The following is a 19,812-nucleotide window of genomic DNA, read 5'->3' as shown; positions in this document are numbered from 1 at the left end:
TTCTCTCCTCAGCGCCCCTTTCCGAAGAATCGCTATCCCCGCCTGCCAGAGAAGCGGAAATGCTCTCCTTTTCGGAGGCAATACTCCCTTCGCTTGTCAGCGGAGCAGAAGCGCTCTCCTCTCCCTTGCTCCTCTCTTCAGAAGCAGGGAGCGCCGCATTCCCCGAAGACGCAGGAAGCTTCTCCCCGCAATAAGGGCAGAACTTCGCACCTATCTTCATTTCTTTTCCGCAATTTGGACAAAAACTCATACTCCTCCCTTCTGATTCGATCCCTGGAGATCCGAAATCGCCCCTGACAGGCCGTTTCATTGCATCCAGTGTACCACAGCTCTACGGCTCTGTACACAGAATTCCCTTCTCCTGCCCCTGTCTCAGGAAATGCGGAGCGAGCACAGGAGGAAAGCTCAGCTCCTCCAAAGCCCCTTCTCCCGGATATAGCAAAGGACGCTTTCCGGCACCAGGCCGGAGATGTCCTCCCCCCTTCGGACCATCTCCCGGATCCTGCTGCTGGAGATCTCTGTTTCCTCCATAGAAAGGAGGTGAATTCTCGCGCCGTACCTTCCCCTCAGGTACTCCGCCTGCTCCGAAAGATTTCTCTCCCTCCTCCCGGAATCCCGCCTCGCCGCGGCGATCTCCGAAAGACGAAAGAGAAGGGAAGGCTCATGCCAGTTCTCAAGCTCGTAGAGCTGATCCGCTCCGATGATCAGCGTGAAGCTCTCCCCCGGGCAGCGCTCCCGGAGGATTCGAAGCGTATCCACAGTATAGCTGGGGCCCTCCCTCTCCCCCTCCATGAGGGAAAGGCGGAAGTCCCGGCGCCCGCGGATCGCAAGCCTCGTCATTTCCGCGCGGATCTCGAAGGGGCTGATATCCTTATGCTTATGGAGATAGGGATGCGCGGCCGGAAGGAAGCAGATCTCCGAAAGTCCGAGCTCCTTGAGCGCACAGTCCGCGAGGCGAAGATGCGCATTGTGAATCGGATCAAAGCTTCCTCCGAGGATGCCCGTCCCTCTTCTCCCCTCCTCAGCTTCTCCCTGTTCCAGCCTCATACTTTCTGTTCTTCTCCTCCTTCGCAGGCTTATACAGCACGATCTTTCTCCCGATCAGCTGCACAATTTCGGAATGAGAGCGCTCTGCCAGCGTCTCCGCGAGCTCCATCGGATCATCCTCACAGTTTTTCAGAATCTGGATCTTGATCAGCTCATTCTTTTCGATATTTTCAGAGAGCGACTGGAGAAATTCCGCAGTCAGCGAATTTTTTCCGATCGAAAGAGCCGGGGACAATCCCATCGCGGCACTCTTTAAAAGCGCCCGGTGCTTGCTGCTTTTGATATATTTCATTCCTCCTCCTTCTCGGATGCGGGGAAATCATCCCCCTCGCTGTCCAGATATTCAAACTCGTGCCCGTAGATCCGGATACTGTCCCCTTCCTTGAGTCCCATCCGCTTCAGCCTTTTGATGATTCCCTGCTCCTCCATAAAGCGCTGGAAGAAGGCAAAGCCCTTCTCGGACTCCAGATTGGTATAGCCGAGCATCTTCTCGATCTTCGGGCCCTCCACCGTGAAAAATCCCGGCTTCGGATTTCCATACTCCAGCGGAAGCAGCTCCTCATTTCCGATCGAAGAGAGGTCAAACTCACTCTCATAGACCCTTCTCTCTCTTCCGGCCCTCTCAAGAAGCCTCCAGGCCTCCTCCAGAAGCTCCCCGATCCCGGTATTCGCCGCCGCGGAGATCGGGCAGACCTCCATCCGATCCCCGTATTTTTCCCTGAGGATATCGAGGCGCTCCCTCTCCTCCTCCGCCGATAGGAGATCGACCTTATTCGCCGCGATCAGCATGGGGCGCTCCAGGAGATGCTCATCATAGCTTCTCAGCTCCCTCCGAAGCGTCTCGATATCCTCTGCGGGATCCCTCCCCTCCGTGCCGGCGAGATCCACGACATGGATCAAGACACGGCAGCGCTCAATATGGCGGAGAAACTGGTATCCGAGGCCGACTCCCTCCGAAGCTCCCTCGATGAGTCCGGGGATATCCGCCATCACAAAGCTTCTGTCCCCCTTAAGTCCGACGACGCCAAGCTGCGGCGTGAGCGTCGTGAAATGATAATTCGCGATCTCGGGCCGGGCATTGGAGCACATGGAAAGGAGAGAGGACTTCCCCGCATTGGGAAAGCCCAAAAGCCCCACATCCGCGATCACGCGAAGCTCAAGCCGCAGCCAAAGCTCTCGCGAATCCTGCCCCGGCTGCGCATATTTCGGAGCCTGCATGGCGGGCGTCGCAAAATGCATATTGCCGAGTCCGCCTTTCCCGCCTCTTAAGAGAAGAAGTCTCCTGTTTTCCCCGCTCATATCCGCGATGATCTTTCCCGACTCATCCTCTCGAAGTATCGTCCCCTCCGGGACGCGGATCACGAGATCTCTCCCGCTCCTCCCGTGCATCCTCTTTCCGCCGCCCTCCCGGCCGGGCTCTGCGGTATATTTCCTTTTATGCCGAAAATCCTCCAGCGTATTGAGGCCGGAATCCACCTCAAATATGATGTCTCCGCCCTTTCCGCCGTCTCCCCCGTCGGGCCCGCCGGCGGGCACATAGAGCTCTCTCCGAAAGGAAACATGACCGTCCCCTCCCTTTCCGCTCTTTACAAAAATTTTCGCAGTATCGGCAAACATTTTTCCTCCCTGGGATCCGCTTAATCCGCCCTCCCCCGCCTTACATTGCAAACCGCGCTGAACCCCGCTGCAAAGAGCTCCCGTGCCGCCGGCAGATATTCGCACCGGAAGGCTATCGCTATGCCGCCCTGCCGCCTTTGTCCGCCCGGCACAGGTCGCTCTCGCTCCGACTGCCGCATCCAGCGGCGCGTAAGCGATTTAAAATACCAAATCGCTAAGCGCCGGGGCGGCAGACGGCCTGAGCATGGACAGACAAAGGCGGCAGGGCAGCCGCAGACAAGCTTGCCTGGTATTTCACTGCTCGACGGGGATTAAGATTATCACTAACAGAAAAGACCCCACGCCGGAAAAACCGGCATGGGGCCGCAGAATCAGGTCCTAGCTTGCTTCCTTCGGAAGAACGGAAACCTGCTTCCGGTCTCTCCCGAGTCTTCCGAATCTGACGACTCCGTCGACCTTTGCGAAAAGCGTAAAATCATTTCCAAGACCGACATTCTGTCCCGGATGAATTCTGGTTCCATTCTGCCTGTAGAGCACATTGCCCGCCTTGACGAACTGGCCGTCCGCTCTCTTTGCACCAAGTCTCTTCGAATTCGAATCTCTACCGTTTTTGGTAGAGCCCATACCCTTATGATGAGCCATATTCCCTTCCCTCCATCTGGAAACCGATCAGGCGATCGAATCGATCTTCACCTCTGTGAAGAGCTGCCTGTGTCCGTTCTTCTTGTGATAACCGGTCTTTCTCTTATAGCGGTAGACGACGATCTTCTTTCCCTTGCCGTTCTTTGTCACGGTCCCGGAGACCTTGGCGCCTTCCACATAGGGCTTTCCGAGCTTCAGGCCGCCGTCGTTCAATAAAAGCACCTGATCGAAGCTGATCTTCTCTCCTTCTTCGACCTCAAGCTTTTCCACGCGGATCACGTCGCCTTCGCTGACCTTGTACTGCTTTCCGCCGGTAAGAATCACTGCGTACATTCCGAGGGTACCTCCTGTTCTTCTCTCGCTAGCTTTGGTGAGACCCTGTGTCTGCTTGAACCTCGCTAAGCGGCATACCGTTATAACATAGCAACGATCCCCTTCTCTGTCAATCCCTTTCTGAAATTTTAATTCCCGCTCTATCCCGAAGCTTATTTCCACTCCGAGAGGGTTCGGCGGATTTTAGTCCTTCACAAAATTTCACCTATCGGGCTGTGGCATTCCGTCCTGCCGTTTCTCCGGCTGAGATCCGTCTCTTAGTCCACGAGCCTTCGGTAGTAGGGATAATTCGCGCTGACCTCTCCGACGGAGACATTGTTTCCCGTGGAGTTTTCATGAATTGCGATCATATTGCCGTTCTTGCTCCACTCCAGGAACATGACGACATGACTGTCCGCCCCGGTCCGGATGATGATGTCCCCGGGCATGAGATCCGAGCGGTTGATCTTTGTCCCCATCCCGACAAGCTCTGAGGTGCTGGAGACACGGTTTAGATCCATGCCGAGCGCTGTCCAGTAAACCCACTGCACCCAGCCGGAGCAGTCCAGTCCCCGGAGAATTCTCCCGCGGTAATCGGCTCCGACCGGAGCGCCGAAGTGATTCCCCTCAAAGCCCTGACAGGAGGCCTTCCCCCCCCAGTAATAGGGGATCTTCCCGACAGAATCGAGAGCCGTTCTGATCAGCGCTTTCCTCCGATCACTCACCGTATCCGGGAGCTTGGAGAGATAGGAGGAGATCTCCTCCCCGGTGAGCGGCGCCTTCGGATCAAGGGTGGAGATGCTGAGACCATAGCTTTGATACCAGTCCTCCGCGATCATCTTCTCCGCGGCGCTGATCTCCTCCTCGCTCCAGCCCTGCCAGGCGGGAGAAGCGTTTTCCCGGTCCGACTTTTCCATCGCGTCATCTGCGGAAATATCAATGCTCCTGAGGCCGTTCTTATCGGAGAAGCCGCGTATAGTCACGCTCACATAGAGATCCACATGGCCCGGACAGTAGTTTTTGCTGTTCGGATCATCCGTCGCCGGCGTTTCACTTTTTGCCCCGGAAGAAGCGCGCTCGCTCTCCGGCGCCTTCCTGCTCTCCGCCCCTCTTGTGCTCTCCGCCTGTTTGGAGCCCTCTGCCTGCTTTGTGTTTTCTGCCTGCTTCGCGCTCTCTGTCTGCTTTGTGCTCTCTGTCTGCTTCGAGCCCTCCTCCTGCTTTGTGCTCTCCGTCTGCTTTGCGCTTTCTGTCTGCTTCGCGCTCTCCGTCTGCTTTGCGCTCTCTGTCTGCCTTGTGCTCTCTGTCTGCTTCGAGCCTTCCTCCTGCTTTGTGCTCTCCGAGCTCTGGGTCTGACTCTCCGCCATAAGGCGGACTTTCGACTCTTCCCCTCTTCTTCCCTCCCTGCTGCGGAGAAGAGAGCGGGCCTTCGGAAGACTTCCCCGCGCGGAGAGTCTCACGGCCCCGCCCATGCCGAGCACCATGACATCATTTTCCGTCGTCCCCGACTTCCCGGCTCCGGAGCTTGCGCTCTCTGTCTTTGCGGCGGAGCTGGATGACTTCGCGGCGGAGGAGCTCTCTGCCTTTGACGATGGAGAGGAAGAGGAAGAGCTCTCCGCTCCGCTCCCCCCATCCTTTGCGGCGCTTTGAGATCGGCTCTCGGAATTCAGCTTCCCCGTACTTTCGGGGGAAGCTGCGGAGGAGGAGGTACCGCTTCCGCTCCCGGACTCCGAGCTCGATTTCATATCTCCGGACTGCGCGCTCTCCGATCCTGCAGCGGAGGAGGAGCCTCCGTTATTCGGGAGGAAGTGGATCGATCTCCGCCCCTCCGCATCCGTCTCTCCGAACTGAACTCTGTACTCCTGTCCGTCCTTCGAGATAATCTCCTCGGAGCCAAGCGTCGGCCTGCTCTGGGAATCCGAAGCGGACTCATACTCCGACGCCTCTCCCGATTCGGACTGCGCTCCGGAGACTCCCTCTGCCCTCTCCGTCGCGTTCTTAAGCTTCTTCCTCTCCTCCGCATCCCTCGCGGCATCCTGCTCGGCTTCCTCCCCCTCCTCTTTGGCGGAGCGGTGGATGCAGCCCTTGTCGTAGTATACTGCCCCGATGGATACCTTGTAGGAGCGCGACTTCTCGTAGAGCTCATTGCAGATTCTCTCAAAGCTCTGATAATCCCGGTAATCGTGCTGGTAGCAGTAGACGCTCGCAAGGGCCATGATATCCTTCACATTGGAGAATTCATTCACCCGGTTCCCGTCGCCGTCATAAAAGCTGAAATTCACATTCTTAAAATTCGGCACAAACCAGCTGTCCGGCTTATCCCGGTTCTGCCCTGCCGTCGGATTGTATTTTCCGAGCACCCTTCCACTGGGGATGGAGAGCCGCTTTGCCATGTTGAGCGGACTGATGCCGGCGAGCTCATAGATCTCCGCGATATAGCGGGAATCCTCGGTCATAAGCTTTCGGTAGACCTTCCCCGCGTAGGAGTTCAGAACATCCGACTGATCCGCCCCCTCCGGGTAGAGATAGGCGAGATTCAGCTTGTCCATCGCGGCCTGAAAGCCGGGGTCCTCCGGGGCGGGCTCTCCCACCGTCTCCTCCAAAGCCGTGCTCTCCGGCGGAAGCTCTGCCTCATTCTCCGAGGAAAACGAAGGGGAAGCGGGGGAAGCGGAAATCGGCGGATAGGCCCTGGAAAAAAGGCCGGAGAGAAGCCCGAAGGCACTCATCAGAGCCGCCATCGTCCTCTGACTTCGAAGAATGCGCCAAAGCTTTTCCCCCTTATTCCACTTTCCCAGACTCATGACATCCTCCTGAGCTTTTGCAAGAGCTCCTCAAAATAAGCCGGATATTCCGAATCAAACTCCATATATTTTCCGCTCACAGGATGGACGAAGCCGAGCCGCTTCGCATGGAGACACTGCCCCTCCAGGCGGAAGGGGCAGTGCCTCGGGCCATAGACCTCGTCCCCCAGCACCGGATGCCCTATGCTCGCCATGTGAACGCGGATCTGATGCGTTCTCCCCGTCTCCAGGCGGCATTCGACCAGGGTGTATTCCGAAAAGCGCTCCAGCACCCTGTAATGCGTCACGGCTTCTCGTCCTCTCTCCCAGTCGATCGCCTGCTTCTTCCGATCCCTCCGGCTCCTCCCGATCGGGGCATCCACCTTCCCCTCATCCTCTCGCATTCTCCCGCATAGAATCGCATGGTAGCGCCTCGTGATCGTATGCTCCTTGAGCTGCTCCGCCAGGGCGCGGTGCGCCCTGTCAGTCTTACATACCAGGAGAAGTCCCGTCGTATCCCTGTCGATCCGGTGCACGATCCCGGGACGAAGCACGCCGTTGATGGAGGAAAGCTCCGCCTCCGGGCGCCCGAGCAGTGCATTGACCAGTGTCCCGCCGCTGTGTCCCGGCGCGGGGTGCACCACCATTCCCTTTGGCTTATTGACGAGCAAAAGCTCGCTGTCCTCATAGACAATGTCCAGGGGAATCTCCTCTGCGCGGATCTCCGTCGGCTTTTCCTCCGGGAAGCAGATGGAGATCTGCTCTCCCCCGCGCAGCCTTTTGGACGGCTTTTCGGCCTGCCCGTCCAGGAGCACTCTTCCCTCCCCGATCAGGCGCTCCGCATAGCTTCTGCTCAGAGAAAGCTCCGGGCATTGGGAAAGATAACGGTCCAGCCGCTCCCCGGCGCACTCCGCCTCCACCCTGATGCTTTCCGTCCCCGTCATTTTCCCCCTTTCTTTCTTCTCAGAAAATGAAAATCCTCATCTCTGTAGACGAAAAGGAAGAGATAGATCATGAGCGCGCAGCCGCTCGTGACATAGATGTCCGCGACATTAAAGACCGGGAAATTGATCGGCATGAAATAGAGGAAATCGACCACATATCCGTTTCTCATGCGGTCGATAAAGTTTCCGATGGCTCCGGAAAAGATGAGGAGGGAGCTCAGAAAGAGAGGAAAATAACGTCTTTTTTCGGGAAGACGCCGAATCAGGCAGACAATCACAGAGAGCACCAGGACGGTGATGACGAAAAAAAGCATCCTCTGGCCGCTCAGGACGCCGAAGGCCGCCCCCTCATTCTGCACATAGAGAAGCTCCAGCACATGCGGGAGAATCGGGATCTCTCTCCCGGAAGAAAGGCTGCTTTTCGCAAGTCCCTTCGTGAGCTGATCCAGGGCGATCAAAAGAAGCGCCATGAGGGAAAAAGAAATTCCCTTTTTCTTTAAAAGCATGCTTTTCCTTTCTTAAAGACGAGTTTTTTCCGGGAATGCCTAAGAGAGGATCCCTCTTCCATCAAAGAGAGAAGGGCTTCCCTCATTCTCTCTTCGCTGAGTCCGATCTCAATATAGGCTTCCCCGATCCGGCGAAGCAGTATGAAGCGGATCCTTCCCCCATCCATCTTCTTGTCCTTTTTCACGGAGGAGAGGATCTCTCCGATATCCATCCTGCGGAGCTTGACGGACAGTCCGACCGCCTCCATCCAGTCCATAAGCTCTCTCTCCTCCTCCGGGCTCAGGGCCGCGGAGATCCTCTCCGCAAGGAGAGAGCCGAAGGCGACGCACTGCCCATGGCTGTACTGAAAGTCAGAGCAGCTCTCGATCGCATGTCCCAGGGTATGCCCGAAATTAAGGAGCCTTCGGATGCCCTCCTCCCTGGGGTCCTCCTCCACGATCTCCTTCTTGATGCGGTCGCTCCGGTAGACGGTCTCCGCCAGGATCTCTTCGTCCCGGAGCAGGATCCCCTCTCTCTCCCGGATCAAAAAGTCATAATAATCCCGGTCCCGGATCAAAGCGTGCTTCATGACCTCTCCAAGCCCGGAGGCGTACTGTCTTTCATCCAGGCTCCGGAGGACAGACATCGGACTGTAGACGAGGGAGGGCATATGGAAGGCCCCCACCATATTTTTATAGCCCCGGAAGTCCACTCCCGTCTTCCCGCCGATCGCGGAATCCACCTGGGCGAGCAGCGTCGTCGGGATCTGGAGGAAGCGGATCCCTCTCAGATAGGTCGCCGCGGCAAAGCCCGTGATATCTCCGACGACTCCGCCGCCAAGCGCGAGAAAGAAGTCTCCCCGCTCTATGCCGTCCTCCACCGCCCTCTCGTAGATTCTCGATACGGCAGAAAGCGTCTTATTCTCCTCCCCGGCGGGAAGAACCAGGCTGTCCAATGCAAGGAAGCGCTCCCTTAAGAGGGATAAAAGCTCCGAAAGATAGAGGGGCGCGACATTCTCATCCGTCACGATGACGGCCTTCCTCCCCTCCGGAGAGAGCGGACGAAGCGCCTCCCGAAGGGCCGAAAGGTCCTTCTCGATCCAGATCTCGTAGCTCTTTTTTCCTCCACAGCATAGCTCCAGCCTTCTCATGGAAACCCCCGGAATTGAAAAAGGCATACCCCACCGGATACGCCTCTGCCTGACTAAGTTTAGTTCCTGCCTTATCCTCGGACGTTCAGATCAGCGTTCCCGGACGAGAGCATGTTCTGGAAGTCTCCGGACAGCTCTACATTCTGCGGGGTAGCGATGAAGATGAAGTTGGAAATCTTTTGCAAGTTTCCGTTGAGTGCGTAGGATGCGCCGGAAGTAAAATCGATGATCCTCTGGGCAAGCTCCAGATCCAGCTGTTCCATATTGAGCACTACAGCGGTGCCCTCCAGAAGATAATCACAGATCTCACTGGAATCCTCCATGGACTTCGGCTTAATCATGGTCACTTCCATATAGGGCTCCGTGTCCTCCGGCTGATTCTTCCTGCCTCCGCCGAAAAAGCCGCCGAAACCACCGCCGCCCCTGCCGCTTCCGCCTCCGCCGCCGTAGGAACTCCCATCCTGAGGATCATCATAGAACTGACCCTCTTCATCATCAAAATAATTACCATCGTCCTGAGCGGCATCCTCCTGGGGCATCTTGAACGCCTTCATCACGTTGCTAAAAAAACTCATACTCTGTTCTCCAAGTTTATCGGGAGGATCTCCCCTCCGTTTTTATTTTTCGGATGAGGACTATCTCTCACCCCCGCTTCCTCATCTTGGCAGGATCGGTAGTAGTGAAACCTATTCTAAACCATTTGAGCGTCTTGTCAAGTCGCGGAAACGCCGCTTTCCTGGCTTTTCCGGAAAAATACGAAAATCGAACAAAAATCGTAAGAAGCGCTTTTCGCTCAATACACAAGCTGTCCATCTTTCACGAGGGAAGCGTTTAAAATAATGTGATCATAGACGGAAACGCTATTTTCCATGTTTGCCTCGGCGATCAAATAGTCCGTCCCGCTCTCCAAAGGGATGATCTGCCGAAAGATGCAGTAGCCCTTATTGATATTGTAGACTCCCTGAAGAACCTTGGTCTTTGCGACAGTGAAGCTTTGCTTTCCGTCGCTCCTGGAAAGAAGATCCCCCTGTTTAATCCCGTCCTTTTCCGCGTCCCCGCCTGTCCTCAGATAGCAAAACTGTTCATCGCTCACCGCCGGCTCCTCCGCGACAAACTGCGCGGTATTCTGTCCGTTTACCTGGCTGATCTTAAGGAAGCCGTCCTCCCCCTTCTCATTCTGCACCAGGTAGTCCTTCGGGATCTGGTAAAATTCCTGATCCACCACGGCGCTCAGAGGGATCTTCAGACCCCGGTTCTCGCTGGATACGATGCGGAAATTCAGGAAGCGTTCGTTGAGGAAGTCCTCCATCAGCTCACTCATCTTCACCCTGCCGTAGACCCGAGAATCGGCTCCCGTAAAGAGAGTGAGATCCGCGCTGGTCGCCAGCTCCTTCCCCGGGAAAAAGAGCTTCACCCTTTTTTGATCCTGATAGCGGGTCCTCTGCTCCTCCGTGAGCGGAAAGACGATGCTCCAGTCCGAGCTTGTGACGAGGCGGCAGGCCGCCTTCGAGCGGTCCAGCTGCAGGAGAGCTCCGGGCTTAATGAAGTACTCCTCATAGCCCGCCTTCTGAAAGAGCTCCTCCCGTATGTCCCCCTCCCGCAGTCCCTCGTAGCCGTCGACGCTGTAGGAGACGACGCCGGCCGCCGGGGCCTTTCCCCGGATCAGACGGATCCCGAGCTCCTCCAGCTTGCTGTCCAGCTCCTTTTCCTCCCCCAGTCCGGAGTAGCGGAGCGCTGCGGTGTCCAGTGAGTTCTTGATCTCGTAGAGAGAGGAGAAGCGCTGATTCTGAAAATGCGCGGAAAAGGCGGAGAGGCGGGACTGGAGATCCTCCAGCTGCTCGCTGCTCAGATTGCTGCCGAGCTCCGGGTGCTCTCCGAGGTATTTCGTGAACTCCCCGGTATCATCGATCCCGAAGATCTCGTCCCCGACTCCCACTCTCCTCCCCTCCTGGGCAAAAAAGTGGATATGCCCTCCCCCCGGGGCATCGACGGTCTGCTCCTCCCGGAGTATGATGCCGCTAAAGCCGTTCTCCTGGACGATGCTCCCCTCCCTCACCTCATAAAAGCTGATCCTGTTTCCCCGGAGCATGCCATAGGCGCTAAAAATAATGTAGAGAAAGATGATCAGAAAGATCACTGTCCCTACATTAGGTTGAAAGCGGCGTTTTCTGTTTTCCTCAAATACCTGCTTTTCAGGGGCCATCTTAAAAATCAGAGAGAAACCGCAACATTCTTCTTCAGGCTCTCAGGGAGCTCATCGATGCCCATGGAAATACTGATAACAAAGGTGAGCTTGTACTTCTCGCCGAGCGCCTCAAGCTTCGCGATACAGCCGGAGATGTCCCTCCCCTCCAGTCCGGAGAGCTTCAGGAAGCTGTCGAGGAACATATACTCAAGATCATGGTCCTGGGAGATAATGCCGCTGATGAATCCGATGAAAGCGTCCTCGGAGTCCACAGGGAATTCATTGACATTGATAAGACGGATTCTGTTGTTCAGCTCATACATGTGCTGGGCGGATTTGTCCAGAAAGTCCACATTTCCGCCGGCCTCCTTCACCACCGTATTGGCGCGGTCCAACAGCTGCTTCGTCTTGCCCTTGCCTCTTTGTCCTACAATTAACTGTACCATGATACTACCTCCTCCTGATGGCCATCCTTGTATGGATCTCGGAATCAAGCCTTCCGAAATTCCCTCTCATAAATCATATAATACGGAAGAAGCGATTTCAAGCAATTTTCCGCACCGCCCCCAAGCTCCTCCTCTAGGCCGGGATTCTTTTCAGGAGCTTCGTCATATCACTGTAGAGCTCATCCTTGGAGTCATCCTTCATCACGACGGAGATATACTCCTTCTTCGTGCTGATCCTCTCCGTGTCCATCGTGAGACAGTAGCCCGCCTTCTTCGTGGTCCCCGTCTTTCCCCCCAGGACCTTGAGATCCTCCGGCGTCTCCCTCTCCCCGGTCATGAACTGGTTGGAGCCCTTCCAGATCTGGGTCTTCGGGACATTGTTTTTATCCCTGTAGTTCACGGTATAGCTCGTGCTCCCCACAATCTTCCGAAACTCCTCGTACTTCATCGCCTCGGCGAGAAGGAGATAAATGTCGTAAGCTGTCGTATAATGCTCATCGCTCGGAAGGCCGTTCGGATTCACAAAATGGGTCCCCGTGAGACCGAGGCGGAGGGCCGTCTCATTCATCTTTTTCACAAAGGCCTCCACCGAGCCGGCGCTCGCCTCTGCGACCGCTACCGCCGCGTCATTCCCGGAGGGCAGAAGCATCCCGTAGAGAAGATCCTCGATCCGCAGCCGGTCCCCGACCTTTAAAAGTGCGGAGGAAGAGCCCTCGTCCCGGATCATTGAGCGCTGCGTCACCGTGAACTCCTGATTTAAATCCTGCACGGTCTCCAGACAGACCAGGGCCGTCATGACCTTGGTGATACTCGCCTGGTAGGTCCTCGCGTAGGGATTTCGGTAGGCCAGAGGCTCCGGCTTCTCCTTCGTCGAATAATCCGCCAGCAAAAATGCCGGGGAGCTGAGCTCCTCCGCGTTAAAGTCCGTATTCCCCATGACCGCGAGAGAATTCGCGAAGGGCTTCGCCCGGACCCCCTCTCCGGAGCCGCTCTGGGCGTTCATCCTCTGCTCCGCCTGCTCAAAGCTGTAGGCCTTTTCCAGCTTCCTCCCGCAGGCAGATCCCAAAAAAACCACAAAAATCAGAGGCAGAAAAACTGAAAGCCTCCTCCACTTGCCGCCGTATAAAATTGATTTCATCCTGATTCAGTCCTATCGATCAGATATTCCTCCACTCCAGATCCCCTCTCTCGAGAGCGTGGATCAGAAGCTCCGCCGTCGCGAGATTCGTCGCGATCGGGATATTGTAGATGTCGCAAAGCCGCACGATATGGCTTACCTCCGGCTCATGCTCCTTTACGTGGAGCGGATCCCGGAGAAAGATCACCATGTCGAGATTCCCCTGCTCGATCTGGGAGGCCAGCTGCCTCGCTCCCCCCGTCTCCCCCGGGAGAAACTTGTGGAGCTTCAGGTTCGTGACCTCCTCCACCAAAATCCCCGTCGTTCCCGTAGCATAGAGCTCGTGCTTACTCAAAATCCCTCGATATGCGATGCAGAAGTTCTGCATGAGTTTTTTCTTGGAATCGTGTGCTATCAGTCCTACGTTCATCTTTCACCCCTCCTATCATGTTTTTCGTTGTAAGGCGACATTCAAGACTATCCCAAGCCCCAGGTAAACTGAGAGAAGGGAGCTTACTCCCCTGGAAAAAAACGGCAGGGTAATGCCGGTATTGGGAAAGAGACCGGTTGCAACCGCGATGTTAGTATATGTCTGAAAACCGATCCATGCCATGACGCCCACGCAGATCAGGCGCCCGCTCAGATTTTTAGCCTTTGATGCTATTATAAGACATTCCAGCACAATCAACAAGAAGAATATGATAATTATTACGGAACCTCGGAAGCCGAGCTCCTCTCCGATCACGGCAAAGATAAAATCATTGTCTTGTTCTGATAAAAAATCGCCATTTTTCACAGAAAAGATGGAATGATTGAAAAGTCCCTTCCCCTTCAAAAGTCCGGAGCCGATGGCCATGATCGAGTTCTGCTGCTGGTTATATCCCTGCTGGTTCTCCGAAGGATTCATGAAGGTCAGAATGCGCTCCGCCTGATAGCCGCGGAGGAGGGGGATTTTGTCGTAGAGTCCCGAGCGGAAAAGATAGTAGAGAAGGAGGCCGAATAAAAACGAAACGATGAGTACCCCCGCGATCCAGCGGATATGGATCGGAGAGGCAAAAACCATGCAGGCCACGATGACCGTCATGATGATCGTCGTGGAGAGATTCGGCTGTAAAAGCACCAGTGACGCCGGGATGAGAAAGTAGAGAAAGGCAAGGGCCAGGACGTGCGGAAAGTTGATCTCATCCTTCATCTTCTGAAAATAATCCGCGAAAAAGAGGATGAGTCCTACCTTGACAAATTCCGCCGGCTGAACCTGACCAAGCACCGGCACCCTCACCCACCTCGTCGCGCCGTGTCCCGCAGCGGTGCCGTAAATCTTCACACCGATCAAAAGCAGGACGCAGAAGATATAGATGAATTTCGAGCGCTGCGTGATCTTTCGGTAATCCACGAGGGAGAGCCCGATGCACATCGCAAGCCCCGCGAAGGCTCCCATGATCTGCCGGGCCACCTGCGGATCCTGGAAGCTGTCCGCATTGATTGCAGAGCGGACCACGAAGACGCCGGTGACATTCAAAATGATCATGTAAAGGATCAGCCGGAAATCATAATTTCTGAAATCATAGTCAAATTTCATTCGTATTCTGCTCCTTGTCTGGCTGCCGCACAGGGATGTACTATCCGCATGCCGATGGGAATCTGCACATAAATGTGCTTCTTCCCCTCGGCGCTCTCTTACTCTCAGACTCTCTCGCGATGAAGCTGCGGATTGCTCCGCACTGCAGTCGCTCCCGCAATCCGCACCGGGGATTCGGAAATCGCTTCGCTCCTTTCCTCGCTCCGCTTCTTTCCTCATCCCCGTTTGCCTGCCGCATGCCACGGGGAATCCGCACATAAATGTGCTTCTTCCCCTCGGCGCGCGGCAGGGCTTAATCGCTGACGTTTACGGAGGAGATGGAGGAGGCGTCCTGTGCAAGGATCTGGTCCATCGTGGTTTTTCCGAAGCAGTAGTCGTAGACCATGTTTGCGAGGTTTGCCGCGTTTCCCGAGGAGTAGCCGTAGGGGATCGTGACCGTGACGCTGATCTGCGGGTCCTCATAGGGCGCATAGGAGACGAATACGGCGTGGTTTCCGCGGTCTTCTCTCTCCTGCGCGGTACCGGTCTTTCCGGCTACCGTGATGTTCTGCCCCATAAATACATTTTTCGCGACGCCGTCCGTGATGACCTCCCTCAGTCCCCTGTGCACTGCGCTCCAGGTATTCTGGCTGATGCTGAGCCGGTCCAAAAGCTCCGGCTCCACCTTCTGGACCGAATCCCCGGAGGGGGACTGGACTCTGTCGATGATGGAGAGCCGGAAGAGAAGGCCCCCGTTTGCGACCGCCGTGATATAGCGGGACAGCTGCGCATTATTGAAGGCATGGTTTCCCTGTCCCATCGCGGAACGCTCCGGGTCGTAGTCGGAAATCCTGGGCTCCGCCTCATCGAGCTCAAGCCCTGTCTTTCGGTCCAGGCCGAAGAGGCTCGCATACTTTTGGATCCGGCTCATGCCGAGGTCGGAGTCGTAGTTCCCCGAGCTGTCCGTCGCAAGCCTGTGCCCGAGATCCGCGAAGAAGAAGTTGCAGGAATTCTTGATGCCGTCCACGAGCGTCTCATTTCCGTGGTGCGAGGGATAGATCCAGCAGCGGATATTCGGTGTCACGAGATCATACTTTCCGGTACAGTCGATCACCGTGGAGAGATCTATGACCTTCTCCTCCAGGGACGCGACCGATGTGATCGGCTTAAAGGAGGAGCCGGGCGCGAGCTGTGTCTGCGTCGAGCAGTTGAGAAGAGGCAGGGAGAGGTCCTCGTTGCACTTCTTCAGGTATTCCGGATCGGAGATCCGGTTATTGTCAAAGCCGGGATAGGTGACAAGCGCCCGGACCTTCCCCGTCCTCACATCCGTCACGACGACGGATCCGTAGCAGGGGTCCAGAGCCAGCTGCGCCGGAGTGATCTGCAGCCTTTTGATCTTGTCGATCAAAAAGCTGTAGGCAAAGTGCGGATCTCCCGCCGCAAGCTGCTGATAGGCCGCGTCGTCCTCCGCGAGCACTCCCTGCTCGAACATCGCCATCAAAAGGAGATTTCCGGGGATCCTCCGGTTCGCGATGGCGTATTTATAGAGGAGCTTGTCAAAGTCCGGGTCCTCCCTGAGATGCTCCGCAATCTTTTTCGTAAAAAGAGAGAAGATGCTCTCCGTGTCGGAATACTCCGCCGAGAGCTCGAGCTTTGAGGTATCGATCCAGGATTCCTCGATCCCGTTCAGGATGAAGTTATGGAGGGAGATCCGGTCCTCCTTCCATGCGCTGTAGCTCTGAGACTGCCGGTAATGCGGGTTCTCCGGGTCAATGATGCCGGAGTCCGAGCTGCAGAGATAGTCATAGATGTAGACGATATAGGCCTGCATATCCTGGGGGAGCTCCGAGAGCGTACCGGCCCTCCCGTCCGCAAGCTGTGCCTCGATGGCGGAAAGAACCTGCTCCTTATTCTCCCGGAAGCGCCTGATGATCTGCTGCTCCGCCATCCCCGCATCATCCGCCGTGAAATGCTCCCTGTGCAGGACATTGTTGTTGATCAGCTGAAAATACGCATCCCGGAGCGGGATCATGATCTGCGACTGCTTCACATTTCTCGTATCGACATTATCGCTCTCCGAGATCTTCGAGCTCAGGATACCGGCGAGCTCCTGCTCTAAGAGGTGGTAGATCGAGATCTGATCATTTGCGGAGATCGTCGTATAGATATCATTTCCGGACTTGGCATCGGTCTCCGATACGATCTGAAGGATGGAGCCGACGGAATTGAGATACATCTCCCGCTTTCCCTTCTTCCCCTTCAGAACATTCTCCTCGCTCTTCTCGAGCCCCCATACCCCGACGATGTCGTTTGCCGCATAGTCCGGGTCCTGCTTCCGAAGCTCCGCGAGCTGACTCTCCTGGAGCTGTCCGGTGTAGCCGACGATATGGGAGAGGTAGGGGGCGTAATTATACTTCCGGACCGCGACATTCTCGATATCCACTCCGAGAAGCGAGCCCTTCGACTCCAGGATCTCGGCCATGCATTCCCGGGAAACGTTTTCCGCGATCGTCGTCTTCATATAGCGCTGATAGGCGGTGAGCCGCATCGTATAGATGATTCCGATCATATCAAGAGCCGTCTGCTTCGAGAGCTCAATCCCCTTCCCCTTTTCATCCCGGAGCTTATCGAACTGGTAGAGCTGCTTCGACTTTTGAAAAAGCTGCTCCGCCGTCATATTGAGATCTGCCTCCGTCAGATTCTCGGCCTTCTTCCTCGTGATATTCGCGATCAGCTGCCTCTTGTCGGAGTCGCCCGAGGTACCAAATTCCAGGACGCCGTCCGAAGCGAGCTTCAGCTTGTACTGGCTCTTCACAGAGTACTTATACTTCTCGATGATCTCCGCCAGGCGGTAGAGCATGAGATTTCTCCGATTGATCCCCTCCGAGCCTCTTCCGTAGCTTCCGTTGTCCTCGATCGTGATATTGTACTGGATTTCATTGTAGGCGAGGAGCTTTCCATCCTTGTCATAGATATTCCCGCGGGTTCCGACCGTGGTCACGGTCCTGAGCGTCTTATCCTGATACTTCGCGAGGTATTCCTCCCCGTGAATGATCTGAAGCTGGAAAAGCTGTATGGTGAGGATGTAAAACAGCGCGGCAAACACAAGTGCCAGCGCAAAAAGCCGGGAGACCAGGATTCTCCCCGCCGCTTCCTTCAGGAGTCCCCATATTTCTTTAAGCATTCTCTCTCCTTAATCTGCCATCCTTCGGTTTGCCGAGAAGAAGAAACGGTACAGAAAGACCGTCACGATCAGGGAAAATACGGTCGATGGAAAAATAATGTGTGCAAAGTAGTAGGGAAGGTCCAGCCTAGCCCGGACCAAAAAGCGAAAGGTATAGATGTAGATGTGATAGATCAGCTCGCTGAAGACGCAGAGGAAGATCGGAAGCGTCAGATATTCTTCGTAGTAAAAGCGATTGAAGAAGCCGTTGAAATATCCGATCAGAAGAAAGATAAAACTGTAGAAGCCGAAGGGCCCCGAGTAGAACATATCCATCAAAAGCCCCGCGAAGAGCCCATAGAGCATTCCCGGCAGATTCCCGTGCAAAAAGCCGAAGGAAAAGGTAAGCACCAGGAGAAGGTTGGGGCTTTCCGCGAGAAAGGGGATCAGAGGAAAGACGCTGGTCTGGATCAAAAAGGCAAAAATCAAAGAGAGTGCATGGATCAGAAGACGCACTCTCCTGTTCTTCAGTTTTTTGGAAAATTTTCCCTTCAATCGAATCGTCTCTCCCATCTCCTTTCGAACGGGCGCTCCCTTATGCCTTATTGCGGGGCAGAGCTCTCCGCGCTCTCCCCGGGCGGAGTCTCGCCGCCCTCCGAGCTGCTGCTCTCCGGCAGACTCCCCGCCTCTACGACAGGGACATTTTCTCCCTCTGCCGCGGAGCTTCCCGCGCTGCTCTCCGGATTCGTCTCGGACAGTGCCGCCGGCTCCGCTCCCGAGCTGTCCTTTGTCTGAAACTGGTCGGACTTCACATCGGTGATCACGAGGACCGCACTCAGATCGTTGAAATCCGCCGCAGGGATGAGATAGCCGTTTTTCATCAGGCGCTTCTCATCCTCCTCGATCCCGATCGCATAGCCCACCAGAATCCCGGGCATGAACTTCGAGGAGATGTTCGAGGTGACGATGCGGTCCCCATCCTGGATGACCGCGTCTTTCTTCATATTGGTGATCCGAAGCCTCCCCTCCTCATAGAGCTTCAGGTCTCCGGCCACGATGCAGTTGTCGCTGGTCTGGATTCCCATACAGGAGACGCGGGATTCATCGTCGATGATGGAGCGGACGGTGGCATAATTTAAGCCCACATCCGTCACGATTCCGACGAGCCCCCCGTTGGCCATGACATTCTGATCCACGCGGATGCCGTCCCGGGAGCCCTTATCGATCCGGAAGACCTGAAACCAGTTCTCCGAGTCCTTCGCGATGACCCGCGCCGCCACCTTGTGATACTGGAGGTAGTTCTGATCCAGAGAATAGAGCTCTCGGAGCTTCTTCAGCTCCTCGGAGTTTTGCTTCAGAACATTGTTCTCCTCCGTCAATACATCGATCTTCTCCTGAAGGGACTTGTTCTGTTCCTCCTGCTCCTTAAGGCTCTTTCGCTCCCGAAGCTGATCGTAAATCCCGAAGCCGACGCGGTTCACCCCCTCCTGCAGAGGAACCAGGACATAGCCGATCGTGTTCCGGATCGGATTCATGAGGCCGTCCTTTACGGAGGAGAGGACGATCATCATGACACAGAATACGCTCAAAACGATAAAGACATATTTACTCTTTCGGTTTTCCACTAAATCCCGCCCTGCTCCTTAAAGCTGTAATATGCATTGTCTCCCATGATGATGTGATCGATCAGGGGGATGCCGAGGCACTGTCCCAGGCGGAAGAGCTCCGCGGTAAAGCTCCGATCCTCCTCGGAGGGTTCCGGGACGCCGCTTGGGTGATTGTGGACCATGATGATGGAGACTCCGCCGTTTCGAAGCGCCTCCCGGAAGATATCCCGGGGAGAAATCGCGCTGCTGCTGCAGGTCCCCCGCGAAAGCTGCACATCTCGGATGAGCTGCAGCTGATTATCCAGGTAAAGGATGTGGATGACCTCGTGGTCCAGATAGCGGAGATCCTCCTTGAAGTAGTCGTAGACATCCCTCCCCCGGTGAAAGGAGAGCCTTCTGACCCGCATCTTCCGGTTCCAGATGCGGCGCGCGATCTCCCCCACTGCGGAGAGCTCCGCGGCCTTAGAGACCCCGATGCCGCGCAGCTTTCTGAGCTCCGCCGGATCGAGATGTGTCAGCGCAACCAGTCCGTCGAAGTTCTCCTCCCTCGAGAGGAGCTCCTCCGAAAGCTCGAGCACGGACTTCTCTTTCGTCCCGGTTCGGAGCAAAACAGCCAGAAGCTCTGCGTCCGTGAGAGACGATGCGCCCTCTCGGATGCACTTTTCCCTGGGGAGCTCTTCCGGACTCTGCTCTCTCATAAGCCTGAAATTTTTCATTTTCTCTCCCGTCCGGACGGAGGGGAGCCTACAGTCTTATTATTT

19 protein-coding genes and 1 pseudogene are annotated in these 19,812 nt (G+C 55.7%); all 20 read right to left on the bottom strand.

Going from position 1 to position 19,812, the window contains the following annotated elements; translation table 11 throughout:
• Positions 1 to 220: hypothetical protein (locus HMPREF1986_RS07935; RefSeq protein WP_021774308.1), on the bottom strand; the 220-nt coding region annotated here is incomplete at its 3' end.
• Between the two features lie 185 nt (positions 221 to 405).
• Positions 406 to 1,047 (bottom strand): nicotinate-nucleotide adenylyltransferase, encoded by a 642-nt coding sequence (nadD, locus tag HMPREF1986_RS07930; RefSeq protein WP_021774307.1) that lies wholly within the window; start codon positions 1,045 to 1,047, stop codon positions 406 to 408.
• A complete protein-coding gene (locus HMPREF1986_RS07925) occupies positions 1,022 to 1,339 on the bottom strand; it encodes a YhbY family RNA-binding protein (protein WP_009214850.1) in 318 nt (105 codons plus the stop codon). Before HMPREF1986_RS07925 ends, nadD begins: the two co-directional genes overlap by 26 nt.
• On the bottom strand, positions 1,336 to 2,664 hold the full coding sequence (gene obgE / locus HMPREF1986_RS07920) for a GTPase ObgE (RefSeq protein ID WP_021774306.1): 1,329 nt from the start codon (positions 2,662 to 2,664) through the stop codon (positions 1,336 to 1,338). Before obgE ends, HMPREF1986_RS07925 begins: the two co-directional genes overlap by 4 nt.
• A gap of 378 nt (positions 2,665 to 3,042) precedes the next feature.
• Complete coding sequence (gene rpmA / locus HMPREF1986_RS07915; protein WP_009214852.1) at positions 3,043 to 3,306, bottom strand: 50S ribosomal protein L27; 264 nt, start codon at positions 3,304 to 3,306, stop codon at positions 3,043 to 3,045.
• A 27-nt stretch (positions 3,307 to 3,333) separates the two neighbouring features.
• On the bottom strand, positions 3,334 to 3,639 hold the full coding sequence (rplU, locus tag HMPREF1986_RS07910) for a 50S ribosomal protein L21 (RefSeq protein WP_036599829.1): 306 nt from the start codon (positions 3,637 to 3,639) through the stop codon (positions 3,334 to 3,336).
• Between the two features lie 257 nt (positions 3,640 to 3,896).
• On the bottom strand, positions 3,897 to 6,416 hold the full coding sequence (locus HMPREF1986_RS12625) for a C40 family peptidase (RefSeq protein WP_021774303.1): 2,520 nt from the start codon (positions 6,414 to 6,416) through the stop codon (positions 3,897 to 3,899).
• Positions 6,413 to 7,339, bottom strand: coding sequence for an RluA family pseudouridine synthase (locus tag HMPREF1986_RS07900; RefSeq protein ID WP_021774302.1), 927 nt, complete (start codon positions 7,337 to 7,339; stop codon positions 6,413 to 6,415). The genes HMPREF1986_RS12625 and HMPREF1986_RS07900 overlap by 4 nt, the downstream gene beginning before the upstream one ends.
• Positions 7,336 to 7,845, bottom strand: coding sequence for a signal peptidase II (gene lspA / locus HMPREF1986_RS07895; protein ID WP_021774301.1), 510 nt, complete (start codon positions 7,843 to 7,845; stop codon positions 7,336 to 7,338). The genes HMPREF1986_RS07900 and lspA overlap by 4 nt, the downstream gene beginning before the upstream one ends.
• On the bottom strand, positions 7,836 to 8,975 hold the full coding sequence (gene aroB / locus HMPREF1986_RS07890) for a 3-dehydroquinate synthase (protein WP_021774300.1): 1,140 nt from the start codon (positions 8,973 to 8,975) through the stop codon (positions 7,836 to 7,838). Before aroB ends, lspA begins: the two co-directional genes overlap by 10 nt.
• 71 nt (positions 8,976 to 9,046) lie before the next feature.
• On the bottom strand, positions 9,047 to 9,550 hold the full coding sequence (locus HMPREF1986_RS13300; protein ID WP_009214858.1) for a cell division protein SepF: 504 nt from the start codon (positions 9,548 to 9,550) through the stop codon (positions 9,047 to 9,049).
• A 218-nt stretch (positions 9,551 to 9,768) separates the two neighbouring features.
• On the bottom strand, positions 9,769 to 11,178 hold the full coding sequence (locus HMPREF1986_RS07880; RefSeq protein WP_021774298.1) for an HlyD family efflux transporter periplasmic adaptor subunit: 1,410 nt from the start codon (positions 11,176 to 11,178) through the stop codon (positions 9,769 to 9,771).
• Between the two features lie 8 nt (positions 11,179 to 11,186).
• Positions 11,187 to 11,606, bottom strand: a complete 420-nt coding sequence (locus HMPREF1986_RS07875) for a hypothetical protein (RefSeq protein ID WP_009214860.1) — start codon at positions 11,604 to 11,606, stop codon at positions 11,187 to 11,189.
• Between the two features lie 133 nt (positions 11,607 to 11,739).
• Positions 11,740 to 12,744, bottom strand: a complete 1,005-nt coding sequence (locus HMPREF1986_RS07870; protein ID WP_021774296.1) for a D-alanyl-D-alanine carboxypeptidase family protein — start codon at positions 12,742 to 12,744, stop codon at positions 11,740 to 11,742.
• A 19-nt stretch (positions 12,745 to 12,763) separates the two neighbouring features.
• Positions 12,764 to 13,153 carry a methylglyoxal synthase gene (gene mgsA, locus HMPREF1986_RS07865; protein WP_009214863.1) on the bottom strand — a complete coding sequence of 130 codons (390 nt, stop codon included), beginning with the start codon at positions 13,151 to 13,153 and terminating at the stop codon, positions 12,764 to 12,766.
• 15 nt (positions 13,154 to 13,168) lie between these two features.
• Positions 13,169 to 14,302 (bottom strand): FtsW/RodA/SpoVE family cell cycle protein, encoded by a 1,134-nt coding sequence (locus tag HMPREF1986_RS07860; RefSeq protein ID WP_021774295.1) that lies wholly within the window; start codon positions 14,300 to 14,302, stop codon positions 13,169 to 13,171.
• Positions 14,303 to 14,594: 292 nt separating this feature from the next.
• Entirely contained in the window at positions 14,595 to 17,465 is a 2,871-nt protein-coding gene (locus HMPREF1986_RS07850; protein WP_021774294.1) for a penicillin-binding transpeptidase domain-containing protein, read from the bottom strand.
• Between the two features lie 9 nt (positions 17,466 to 17,474).
• Positions 17,475 to 18,017, bottom strand: coding sequence for a rod shape-determining protein MreD (gene mreD / locus HMPREF1986_RS07845; protein ID WP_009214867.1), 543 nt, complete (start codon positions 18,015 to 18,017; stop codon positions 17,475 to 17,477).
• A gap of 233 nt (positions 18,018 to 18,250) precedes the next feature.
• Positions 18,251 to 19,069, bottom strand: a pseudogene (gene mreC, locus HMPREF1986_RS07840) (rod shape-determining protein MreC); the annotation flags it as partial.
• Positions 19,069 to 19,767, bottom strand: a complete 699-nt coding sequence (gene radC, locus HMPREF1986_RS07835; protein ID WP_009214869.1) for a RadC family protein — start codon at positions 19,765 to 19,767, stop codon at positions 19,069 to 19,071. The pseudogene mreC and the gene radC, both read right to left, overlap by 1 nt.
• Positions 19,768 to 19,812: the final 45 nt, after the last annotated feature.

This window comes from Oribacterium sp. oral taxon 078 str. F0263 (assembly GCF_000469565.1).
Taxonomy (GTDB): Bacteria; Bacillota; Clostridia; order Lachnospirales; family Lachnospiraceae; genus Oribacterium.
The sequence above is the reverse complement of the archived record's forward strand: the minus strand, read 5'-3'. Positions and strand labels throughout refer to the sequence as shown.